The following is a 12,159-nucleotide window of genomic DNA, read 5'->3' on the forward strand; positions in this document are numbered from 1 at the left end:
CAAACTTACGGAAGTTCATTGGATTCAAATCATGTGACGAAGAAGGAGATGAGGGGCATTATACAGCATCAGCATACACCGTATTGGTTACGTAATGTGCGTTTGGAACAAGGGTATCGTTATGAGAATGATCATATAACCGGGACCATAAGTGAATTGTTTGATCTATGGATCGAACATGGAAAAATCATGCGAATCGTTAAAACGGAAAATCGTAATATTTCAGATTCGTTAACAGTTACTACAGAATTGATGAAAGGAGAAGAAGCGGAGTTGGCCAAGCCATGCTCAGATCGGGATGCGGGAGGGATGCTGCTTTTACCCGGGTTCCGCGAAATGCATATTCACATTGATAAAACATATTACGGTGGACCTTGGATCGCGCCGACGCCGCCTGAAGGAATTTTCAAAAGAATTGCAGAGGAGCGTGAACTATTGCCACGGCAATTGCCGCATGCGCAGGAGAGGGCTGTGAAAGTATTGTCTCTTCTGCAATCCAGCGGGGTTACGCATGTGCAAACCCACTGCAATATTGATCCCCAGATTGGGCTTGCCAATCTTGAAGCAACCGTGTCAGCAGCGGCTCAATTTAGCCAGAGTCTCACATGTGAGATCGTGGCGTTTCCACAACATGGTCTTCTACGCAGTGGCGTTGTTGCAGAAATGAAAGAGGCACTGCGACGGGGTGCACGCTGGGTAGGCGGGGTGGACCCCGCAACGGTGGATAATGATATTGAAAAATCACTCTTTACCATCATGGACCTGGCTGTGGAAGCCAATGCAGGAGTGGATATTCATATTCATGATCCGGGTCATTTGGGCACATTTACGATGAATCGTCTTGCAGCGATGACGGAGCAGGCCGGTTGGCAGGGACGAGTGAATGTGAGCCATGCACTGGGTTTTGCAGACGTTCCAGAAGCGATGCAGGTGCAACTGGCTGAACGGTTTGCGGAACTGGATATCTCGATAACGTCAACTGTACCGCTTAACCGCTGGGTGCCCTACTCTCTTCTGAAGAAATACGGAGTTCGAGTTGAATTGGGTGAAGATACCATCACGGATCACTGGGGACCTTTCGGCCGTGGTGACATATTGGAACGAGCCGGACGGTTGGCTGAGCGTGAGCGATGGAGTTCAGAACGGGGATTAGCCGAGACAATGGGATATATTACAGGGGGAATCACCCCGTTAGATGAACAGGGTAATGTTCAATGGCCTCTCATTGGTGATCCAGCGACAGCGGTTCTTGTACAGGCATCCTGCTCGGCTGAAGCGATCGCAAGGCGTTCAGCACGAGGTGCATTCATATATCAGGGAAATCTTGTTAACGTGTAACATTCAGACATATTACATCATTCAATCCAATCCAATTCAATTCATAACGGAAGTAGGAGATTTATATGAAAAAAAGAGGGTTTGTCGGAAGCATGCTGGCATTGTCCATGACACTTGTAATTAGTGCCTGTTCATCGGGAGGAACATCTACAGCAGGTGGTGAAGCGGTCTCTCCGGGAGAACGCCAATCGGGAGGTACACTGGTCATAGCGAGACAGAGTGATGCAAATAATCTGGACCCTCAGTACAGTTCCCAGATTAATTCGATGGCGGTATACCATCATAAAATAACAGAAGGACTTGTCTTGATGGACAAGAACAGCAAGTATCAACCATTGCTGGCTACGGAATGGACGCAACGGAATGATACAACATGGGAGTTCAAATTGCGTGAGGGAGTGTCTTTCCATGATGGGACACCTTTTAATGCAGAGGCTGTGCAAAAAACGTTTGAACGTATTCCGACTACACCCAAAGCAGGCATGTTCTCCATGATCAAGGAAGTGAAGGCGGTGGACGAGCATACGATTCAGTTTATCCTGAATTATCCTTACGCTCCAATCATGTCGTTGCTTGCCAGTGCGGAAGGAAATATACTTAGCCCGGCTTCCATAGAATCGGCTGGAACAGATATGGTGAAGGAGCCTAGTGGAACAGGACCGTTTGTATTTGAATCATGGACACCAGGAGACAAAATCGTGCTTGCTAAAAATGAAAATTATTGGGGTGACAAACCAAACATCGATAAAGTGGAATTTAAAACCGTCCCGGAAGATACGACTCGCTTGGCGATGGTTGAGACAGGAGAGGCTCAGGTAGCAGAACAGGTTCCCTCCACGGAGATTGCACGGATTGAAGCATCTTCAACCATGAAACTGGGGCGCTACGAGGCTTTTTCTACGGACCATATAGGGTTTAATACAAGCAAAGAGCCATTTAACAATCCGTTGGTTCGCCAGGCTGTAGCTTACGCGGTGGACAAGGAATCTATCGTCAGCGGCGTGTACAACAATATTGGCAAGGTAACGGACTCCACACTCGGAACCACGATGATCGGGTACAGTTCCAATGTGAAGGGGTACAGTTATGATCTGAACAAGGCTAAGTCCTTGCTTGCTGAGGCTGGGTATCCGGAGGGGTTCTCGGCCACGCTATATACCAGTGATAACAAAACAAGAGTGAACGTAGCAGAGGTATTACAGTCTCAGTTGAAAGGTATCGGAATTAACCTTGAGGTGAAAGTGCTGGAGTTTGGAGCTTACATTGATGCAGCTGCCAAAGGGGAAACCGAAATGTTCCTGAGTGGATGGGGGAATGCAACAGGCGATGCGGATTATAACCAGTTCAACCTGTTTCACAGCACCTCCAAAGGAGTCCCTGGTAATCATTCTTTCTATAATAATCCGGAAGTGGATCAATTCATTGAAGATGCCCGGAAAGAAACGGACCCCGATAAACGCACAGCCATTTATGAAAAAGTCATTCAACTTGAGCTGAACGATGTTCCCATTCTACCGTTCCGTAATGGGGAGAATCTGGCAGCCCTCTCCAAAGATGTGGATGGGGTATGGATTAGTCCATCCGGTTTTATTGAGATCAACAGCGCAAGCTTTCTGAAATAACGGACGGAGGAGTGGTCAACATGATCCGCCAACTCATTCAAAATTGCCGGATTCCCGGGAGTCATGGACTACATGATATCGTATTACATGGTACAACCATTGAAAAGATCCTGCCGTCTTCGGACGGTGGGGGTTCTTCCATGAGTGACATGACAGGTATGATCCATGGAGAACTTGAAGAAAATCATGGGCAGTATGGATTTATATTTGATGCTAAGGGTGGTCTCGTCCTGCCAGGGTTAATTGAACCACACATCCATCTGGAAAAGGCGCTTTTACTTGATCGCATGCCTGGTGATGCTGCCTCATTGCAGGAAGCAATCTCGATGACAGCTGCGCTTAAGGCAGGGTTCACGGAGCCCGATATGATCCAAAGATCCATAGAAGTGATCCGAAAACTATCCAGTTACGGCGTAACCAGACTCCGTTGTCATGTTGAAGTGGACCCCATGCTGGGACTACGGGCTATGAACAGTGCGTTGACCGTGAAAGAAAAAATGGAGGACATGATGGGGATCCAGATTGTGGTCTTTCCGCAAGAAGGGATTATTAGTGCCCCAGGTACCGCAGATCTTATGGAAGAGGCAGTAAGGATGGGAGCCGACGTCATTGGTGGAATTACTTATGTTGATCCCATACTGGATGATCATCTGAATTTTGCGTTTGAACTGGCTGCACGGTACAATCGCCCCCTTGATTTCCATGCTGATTTCTCATTAAATGCTGAAGATGAAGCTATACTTCACATAGCGAATAAGACCTTGGATTATGGGTTTCAGGGCAGAGTTTCCGCTGGTCATGTAACTTCGCTTGCGGCTATGCCACGGGAAAAGGTGAAGTTATGTGCCAGAAAGATTGCAGAAGCGGATCTTCATCTCATGACCCTTCCTGCAACAGATCTGTACCTGAATGGCCGAGCGGATAACGACAACACCCGCAGAGGCATAACGCCGGTTGGTTTGTTGCGTGAGGAGGGGGTGAACGTGATTTACGGCGCCAACAATATTCAAAATGCCTTTACACCGTTTGGTAATGGTAATCCGTTTGATATCGCTTTGTTGCTTGCCCATACGGCTTACATGGGGAGTGAAGCGGATACCGATACATTGGTGGAGATGGCAACACTAGGTGCAGCACGGGCACTCGGAATAGAAAATTACGGTCTCCGATCTGGAGCACAAGCCGATCTGGTCATATTTCCAGTGCAATCCAGGCGTGAACTGATTATTGAACGACCGCGACCTGTTGGTGTATGGAAGAATGGTCGCCTTCTGACTACAAAAGTGGAGGATGGAGAATGTTATGAAATTAGCTATCGATAATGTACTTTTGCCAACGGGAACACACACGTTGGTTATTGAAGAGGGGAAAATTACACAGGTCGTGGCAGAATCCACGGATCAGGATCAAATCATACATGCTCGCCAGAGCGATGCCGATTCATGGAACGCTGCCGGGCTTGTGTACCTTCCGGCACTTGCAGACATGCATTGCCATCTGGATAAACATCATATCGGTGAACGCTGGATTCCCCTGAAGCCGTTCCAGACATTGGAGTCTCATCTTGCTTATGAAAAAAAACTGCTAGGTGGATTGACTCAAACGGTGGGAGAACGGGCGAAAGTTCTTGCTGAACAAATGATAGATTACGGTACAACGCGCATTCGTACACATGTTGATGTGGATCCTGAGGTGGGTCTCCGAAATCTGGAGGCCATACTGCGAGTTCGAGATGAGCTTTGTGATTACATGGACATTGAGATTGTGGCATTTCCTCAGCAAGGGCTCATTCGTTCATCTTCTGAACAGATCGTGAAGGAGGCGCTGGCACTGGGGGCCGATCTGGTTGGTGGTGTCGACCCGGCAGGTCTGGATGGGGATATGGAACGCAGTTTACAGATGATGTTTGATATCGCTACAACTGCAGATAAGGGGATCGATTTTCATCTTCATGATGGAGGTGAAACCGGTTTAGCCACCTTATGGCGATTTGCTGAACTGACAATGGAGGCAGGACTTCAGCATCGAACAGCGGTTAGCCATGCCTATTGCTTGGGGGAGCAAACGGAATCCGACGTACAGCCTACCCTTGATGTGTTAAAACAAGCCGGAGTAACACTTGTATCTAGTGTACCTATAGATCGTCCAATGCCGCGAGGAAGCCAGGTTCTCGATACAGGTGTTAACTTTATGCTTGGTTCCGATAACATCCGTGATGCATGGTCACCATTTGGCAACGGCGATATGTTGCAGCGAGCTTCCCGAATGGCTGAACGTGAAAATTGGGTCAGTGATGACAGGTTGTTAGGCACCTATTCGTGGGTGAGTAATGGCAAGTTAACCCCAAGCGTTGGTGATCCGGCTGACTTCATGTTAGTACGGGCATTGAACGCCCAACACGCTCTAGCTTCTGTACCTGCGCGCACGGCGGTATTCAAAAAGGGCAAACGTATACGTTAAGATAGAAAATACGTTTTACATTCCGAACACAAATGTCGAAGCAAATGTCCTTGACTGCCTCATTGCAACATACCATTAACTAAAGGGTAATTCGAATGGTTGGGTTGCCTTTGAAGCATAGCCATGTAATGGCAGATGGGAGCGCTGTAATGACGAAACGGGTAGTTCTGTTGGAAGAAGGTACGGCAGAGATGAAAGGGCTGATGGGTAGTAAAGGGGCTGGACTTGCAGTGTTGCTTCAGGCAGGTTGGCCCGTTCCGGCCGGGTTCATTGTAACAAGGGAAGGCTGTCGCGCGTTCTGTACCCGTCTTGGACATCTTTCCACAGAAGAAGTTCAAGAGATTGGCAGCGCAGTTCGGCACTTGGAAGGACAAACAGGAAAATTTTTCGGCGATGCTTTAGCACCGCTGCTGCTTGCCGTGAGGTCAAGTGAAGCGAGTTCCCATGATATGGAATCTCCTGCTTTGCTTCATGTGGGACTGAATGATGTGACGGTTGAGGGGCTCGCCAGGCAAACCAATGATCGACAGTATGCTCTTAATTGTTATCGAATTTTATTACAGGATTATGGTCAGCTAGTACATGGCATCCCGTACACCCTATTTGAAGAGAAATTGGGTGACCTTTCGATCCTCGATGAAGCGAAACTGGAATTCGCCATCGCAGAATATAAGCAATTAATAGAAGACATAGGACTTCATCCTTTCCCTCAAGACGTCCAATTACAATTAAAAGAAGCCATTCGTGCGGTTTCTCATACACAACGTGCATCTCGACTCAACTCACAACAAGAACCTGGTCTCCAATCTACTCGACACTCAGGGGATCATCAAGGAGCTCCGGCTCTTATTCAGGTGATGGTTAATGGTGAGCAAGGTGAACGCAGCGGCAGCGGCACGGTATATTCCCGTCATCCGGGTACGGGCGAAAGAGGCATGACAGGCGAGTACTCTGCATCTGCTTTCTCCCAATCTCAGGATGAAGGACTGGATCAGTTGCGGAGAGAAGAACCTGGATTATATGGTCTTCTGTTGGATGCTTGCAGTTATCTGGAGCGCTATATGGGGAAAGTTCAAAAAATCCAATTCATTATCGATTCAGGGGAGCTGTATCTTCTGTATGTCAGTCCAGCGTGCTTGAGTGCTAAGGCCGCCTTGCAGAGTACTATTGATTTTGTGCATGAAGGGGTAATCACCAAAGCGGATGCGCTGTTACGTATCGAGCCGTGGCATGTGACGGAGATGTTGAAAGGGTTCTCAAGTGGTACACCGGAACTACAGCTTCTGCTCGAATGGTCTGATGAAATAAAGGAACTGACGATACTGTCCAATATAGATCATCCGCAGGATGCCATGACATCACGGCTACTAGGGGCTGAGGGAATAGGTCTGTGCAGGACGGAGAACATGCTGTTATCACCTGCGCGGTTACCTTTTGTACAAAAAATGATCCTGGCAGACAGTGAATCCGAACGCAGGCGTGGTTTGGAGCGTCTGTTGCCGATGCAGCAGTTTGATTTTGAACAGATATTCGAAGCGATGGATGGATACCCGGTAACGATACGTTTGCTCGATTCGCCGTTGCATGAACTGCTACCGGATCTGGAAGTGTTGGAGAAACGACGTGAGTGGTTACAAGCAGAGGAGTGGCAGGAGCAAAAAGACCATCAGATTGAACTGGAGGAACTGGAACGTGTAATTCACAGAGTCAGTGAATTGCATGAACATAATCCGACATTGGGGCAACAGGCTTGTCGGCTGAGTACGGTGTTCCCGGAGATCGTTGATATGCAGCTTGAAGCGATTTTCCGCGCAGCGGTGAAAGGCATCCGGCAAGGCTGGTGGGTACGTCCCGAGATTATGATCCCGCAGATCGGTCATGTGCATGAACTTCAGGTGATGAGAGATCTGGTGGATCATGTGGCTGACCAAGTGCTTGGTGAGGAGAAGCGGCATTGTCTCTATAGAGTGGGGGCGATGATCGAAGCTCCGAGAGCGGCGCTGACGGCGACTCACATTGCTCGCCAGGCTGACTTTTTCTCGTTTGGCACGGATGAGCTGACAGAGATGACATTTGGATATAGTCGCCATGAAGCTGAGAAGCGATTCATTCAACTGGATACGGACTCTCGTACGGTAACGAATAATCCATTTTATGTGCTGGACATTGAGGGAGTCGGACAACTGATTGAGATGGCGGTAGTCCAAGGTCGAATTCGAAAACCTCATCTGAAGACAGGGATCTGCGGAGAAAATGTTGTAGATCTGGAGTCGATTACGTTCTGCCACCGCATTGGTCTGGATTACGTAAGCTGTTTGCCTGCACAGATCCCTTATGCACGAATTGCTGCTGCACAAGCAACCATTAAGGAACAGAGAGAGGGCGCGAACACTCAGAATGCAGATATATCCACAATTGCGTAACACTCACCCCGTCCTACACGGAACTTCCATGGAATAGCAACCAGAAAACTGTTATACTGAAATATGCGTTTTGTAAAATGAACGTAAAATTTCAGGGTAAGGGTTGAAAGCGACCATGTATAATTCCAAAAATGAACGAACTTCATCACGGACCTTATTTGCCGTGTTATTCATTCTTATGCTGCTGAAGTTATCACTGCTGCGGTATTTCTTTTTCCAGGGTCTGTCCGGCATCGGTCTGTTAACTGACGCATTAGGCGCACTAACTGTGGTATGCCTGCTGGATCTGATCGTGCCCAAAGGCTGGAAGCGAGCAGTATACGGAGGATTCAATATTCTGTTTTCTCTGGTGCTGTTCGCGGCTACGCTGTATAACGTTCATTTCAGTTCGGTACCCACCTATACCGCGCTTAGTGAACTAGGGCAAGTTGCCCAAGTACGGGGAAGTATCGGACCACTGGTACGACCGGAGCACTTTCTGTTTTTTGCAGACATCGTACTGGCATTGCCAATATGGTTGATTATGCGCAGACGTGCTGGCGGTCGTAACCACAACAGTTACCGCGATAGCGGTTTGACGTTTGGTAGAATTCGCAGACGTTACTGGGGCAAGCTCGGCGTTGCGCTTACGGCTGCATTCTGCATCGTGCTGTCTGGCAGTTTTATTGTCAAAGGTGAAACGATTGATAATGAGCTGGTGCGGGCTGAAAATCTCGGTTTCCTGAACTATCAGGTATCGTCTGCCATTCTGACGAGCAAAGAAAATGAGGCCATTGCGAATGGCAACATTAACGAAACAATTGCCAAGATCAATAAGTTGGTTAGCCAGTATCCGTATCAGGATAAACCAAGTGACGGGACAGCCGTGAAAGCCAAATATTTTGGTCAGGCCAAAGGCAGCAATCTGATCGTACTGCAACTGGAGTCCTTTCAGAATTTCCCGATTAATGCTTCATTAGACGGTCAGGAGTTAACACCGGTACTGAATGATCTGGCCAAAGAAAGCTATTATTTCTCTCATTTTTTCCAACAGATCGGACAGGGAAACACATCAGACGCGGAGTTCATGTCGAACACCTCTATCTATCCAACCGGAGTTGTTCCCATGTCAGCAGGGTATAGTGACCGTGAACTGCCGAGTCTTCCCAAATTATTGGGGAAAGAGGGATATGAGTCAGAGACGTACCACGTCAATGACGTCACCTTCTGGAACCGAAACAAAATGTATCCGGCACTCGGATTCACTCGTTACTTCGACAAGCCCAGCTTCGAGAACGACAGATTCAATGACTTTGGACCATCGGATGAAGAGTTGTACCGTGTAGGTGTGGAAAAAATGACTGCGCATCAGGCTGCGAATCAGCCGTTCTATGCTCAGTTCATTACGGCATCGAGCCACTCGCCGTTTACGGTTCCCGCTGATCGTGCACGCATCACGATTCCTGCGACTATTACGAACAAACTGCTTCACGATTATCTGCAAGCGATCAATTATACGGACTATGCCATCGGTCAACTCATTAATGAGTTGAAGGCGAACGGATTATGGGATAACACAACGTTAGTGCTCTACGGAGACCACTTTGGTCTGCCTGCTGACGAAGAGATTACACAGCAGATTCAGGCCAATCTGGGCGTCCCGTATGACGGTAAAGTAAGTCGATTCAACATCCCGTTAATGATTCATACGCCGAAACAGACCAAAGGACAAGTGATTGAGCAGCCAGGCGGTCAGTTGGATATGTTGCCAACGATCATGAACCTGATGGGAGTTTCGCTCCAGGATGAGAAATTCACTGCCTTCGGACATGATCTGCTCAACATGGACCATAATGCCTTCGGTATCCGGTATTACTTGCCAACGGGTTCATTTGTCAACAATGACATCATGTTTATCCCGGGTGCGGGCTTTGACGATGGAACAGCCTATTCGCTGAACACATATGAACCGGTAACGGATTTGGAACCCTATCGTGCCGACTATGAACATGTGCTCAGCCTGATGAAACTGTCTGACGAGTATGTGAAATTGTTACCGAAACGTGCGCCATAAATCAATTTTCTCTTCAATTAGGTTAGATCAGAACGTCACCAGTTCAAAAGCTGGTGGCGTTTTTTTGCATGTTTCTTGTGCAAGTGTGGTAATAAAGAGAATAACTAAAGTTTGAAACTGTAATAATTAATGTTACAATGTAATGAGCAAGAATGAAGTGAGCAAGAGCGCGTAATATTCGCAGAACTCATATTCACAGTACTTATGAACCCAACCGACGAGAGGATTGAATATATATGAAACTGAGTGTACTCGAACATGGACATATCAATGAAGGACGCAGTGTACAGGATACGCTGCAGGAAACGGTGAAACTCGCACAACATGCGGATCAATTGGGGTACTCCCGTTTCTGGATGTCGGAGCATCACGGGAGTGGTGCGCTGTCATTCTCCAGTCCTGAAGTTATGATTGCACATGTGGCTGCACATACGGATCGGATTCGCGTAGGTTCCGGTGGCGTTATGCTGCCTCATTATAGTGCCTATAAGGTTGCGGAGAATTTCCGTCTGCTGGAAGCTTTGCATCCGGGGCGGATTGACCTGGGGATTGGCAGAGCACCAGGCGGCATGCCGATTGCCAGCAGAGCTCTGAATGAAGGGAAATCATCGAATGTACAATTCTTTCCTCAACAGATCGCGGATCTGGGCGGATATTTCCACGAGCAGTTGCCCGAGGATCATCGGTTTGCATCTCTGGTAGCCGGACCATCGGTTCCAACGGTACCAGAAGTGTGGTTGCTGGGTTCCAGCTCCGAAGGTGCGAGAATTGCTGCAGCGCAAGGGACATCGTATGCGTTTGCCCAATTCTTCGGAACACCAGGCGGCGAAGAAGCGATGAAACATTACCGCAGACATTTCAAGCCGTCCATCCTGAATGACAAACCACATTCAATGATTGCTGTCTCGGCATTCTGCGCGGAGACAGAGGAGGAAGCCGCTGAACTGGCGCGCAGCAATGAACTTTTCTTCCTGCGCCTCGGACGAGGTCTTGAACAAAGTTCCTTCCCATCCCTGGAGACGGTGAACAACTATCCATTCACAGCGATGGAGATGGAACAGATCCGTCAACGTCGTTCTTTTTCCATTGTGGGTACACCAGATCAGGTGAAAGATAAAATTACCGCAATGGCTGAACGCCATGAAGCAGATGAAGTCATTATTGCATCAGCGGTCCATTCGTTTGAAGCACGTCTACGTTCATTCGGCCTGATTGCAGAAGCCTTTGGACTCAAGCAGGACTAATAGTGAGCAAGCGGGAATAACTACTCTGAACAGACTGGAATCTTGCTCATGAAAGGTTCCAGTTATACTCTTGCGTGATCAGGGAGAGGAGAGATTCACATGCGCAGATGTGTCATTAGTGATATTCATGGCTGTTACGATGAATTTAATGCACTGCTTAAGCTTGCAGATTATAATCCTTTGCAAGATGAATTGATTTTGCTGGGTGATTATGTGGATCGCGGTCCAAGCAGTAGACAGGTCATCGAACAGATTATGCAGCTTCAGCAACAGCACCATATTATTGTGATCAAAGGCAATCACGATGCCATGATGGTCAAGGCGCTAACCCAGGATGTTGAGCAGTATGATCAACACTGGATTCGTAACGGTGGATTACAAACGATGGCAAGTTATCTGGATCTGGAGCTTACTTATGATGAGCAGCAGATAGATTGGGAAGCTTATGCTGAAGCCAAACAGTGGATACGTACACACTATGAACACCATCTTCGTTTTCTGGAACAGCTTCCGCTGGTGTACGAGATTCCGGGTTATATTTTTGTGCATGCCGGGATCAACCCGGACATTGAGGATTGGAGAAGCCAGTCCGAGCGGGACTTTATTTGGATTCGTGAACCATTCTATTCCAGACCAACGACGATTAGAGAAACGATCGTATTTGGACACACACCCGTGAAACATTTGCATGATGAGACAGGCATTTGGTTTGACCCGAGCGGAGACAAAATTGGCATTGACGGTGGTTGTGCCTACGGAGCGCAATTGAACCTGCTGGAGATTAGCGAAGACGGCAGTCTACAGACCTTTTTTGTACGACAAGGGCAGAGCGCGGAAGAGCCTGAGATTTAATGTTTTCGTTGCGTATCAGGGTTTCGTATGCTAATTTTATAAGGTTGTACGATGAATAAATACGATACATATCATATCGACTTGAGGGTAATGAACCAAGTTTGGTTATTTTCCAAAATGACTTACCTGAGAATGATTTGCAATCAATTCGCTGTAAAAGGATTGGA

The 12,159-nt window shown here is 47.7% G+C and carries 8 protein-coding genes; all 8 read left to right on the top strand.

The window, feature by feature from the left end; all coding sequences use genetic code 11:
- Positions 1 to 48: 48 nt before the first annotated feature.
- The 8 genes from V6669_RS12835 to V6669_RS12870 all read left to right on the top strand — a co-directional run bounded on the left by V6669_RS12835 (position 49) and on the right by V6669_RS12870 (position 11,992).
- On the top strand, positions 49 to 1,338 hold the full coding sequence (locus tag V6669_RS12835) for an amidohydrolase (protein ID WP_338594927.1): 1,290 nt from the start codon (positions 49 to 51) through the stop codon (positions 1,336 to 1,338).
- Between the two features lie 65 nt (positions 1,339 to 1,403).
- Entirely contained in the window at positions 1,404 to 2,960 is a 1,557-nt protein-coding gene (locus tag V6669_RS12840) for a glutathione ABC transporter substrate-binding protein (protein WP_338594147.1), read from the top strand.
- Between the two features lie 20 nt (positions 2,961 to 2,980).
- Positions 2,981 to 4,282 (top strand): amidohydrolase family protein, encoded by a 1,302-nt coding sequence (locus V6669_RS12845; protein WP_338594148.1) that lies wholly within the window; start codon positions 2,981 to 2,983, stop codon positions 4,280 to 4,282.
- Positions 4,263 to 5,420: an amidohydrolase family protein gene (locus V6669_RS12850; protein ID WP_338594149.1), complete on the top strand. Its 1,158-nt coding sequence runs from the start codon at positions 4,263 to 4,265 to the stop codon at positions 5,418 to 5,420. The genes V6669_RS12845 and V6669_RS12850 overlap by 20 nt, the downstream gene beginning before the upstream one ends.
- 149 nt (positions 5,421 to 5,569) lie before the next feature.
- Positions 5,570 to 7,843, top strand: coding sequence for a putative PEP-binding protein (locus V6669_RS12855; RefSeq protein ID WP_338594150.1), 2,274 nt, complete (start codon positions 5,570 to 5,572; stop codon positions 7,841 to 7,843).
- A 115-nt stretch (positions 7,844 to 7,958) separates the two neighbouring features.
- Positions 7,959 to 9,896: an LTA synthase family protein gene (locus V6669_RS12860; RefSeq protein ID WP_338594152.1), complete on the top strand. Its 1,938-nt coding sequence runs from the start codon at positions 7,959 to 7,961 to the stop codon at positions 9,894 to 9,896.
- 236 nt (positions 9,897 to 10,132) lie between these two features.
- A complete protein-coding gene (locus V6669_RS12865) occupies positions 10,133 to 11,140 on the top strand; it encodes an LLM class flavin-dependent oxidoreductase (RefSeq protein WP_338594154.1) in 1,008 nt (335 codons plus the stop codon).
- Positions 11,141 to 11,239: 99 nt separating this feature from the next.
- Positions 11,240 to 11,992: a metallophosphoesterase family protein gene (locus V6669_RS12870; RefSeq protein ID WP_338594155.1), complete on the top strand. Its 753-nt coding sequence runs from the start codon at positions 11,240 to 11,242 to the stop codon at positions 11,990 to 11,992.
- Positions 11,993 to 12,159: the final 167 nt, after the last annotated feature.

It is taken from the genome of Paenibacillus sp. Y5S-9 (genome assembly GCF_036894235.1).
GTDB lineage: Bacteria > Bacillota > Bacilli > Paenibacillales > Paenibacillaceae > Paenibacillus.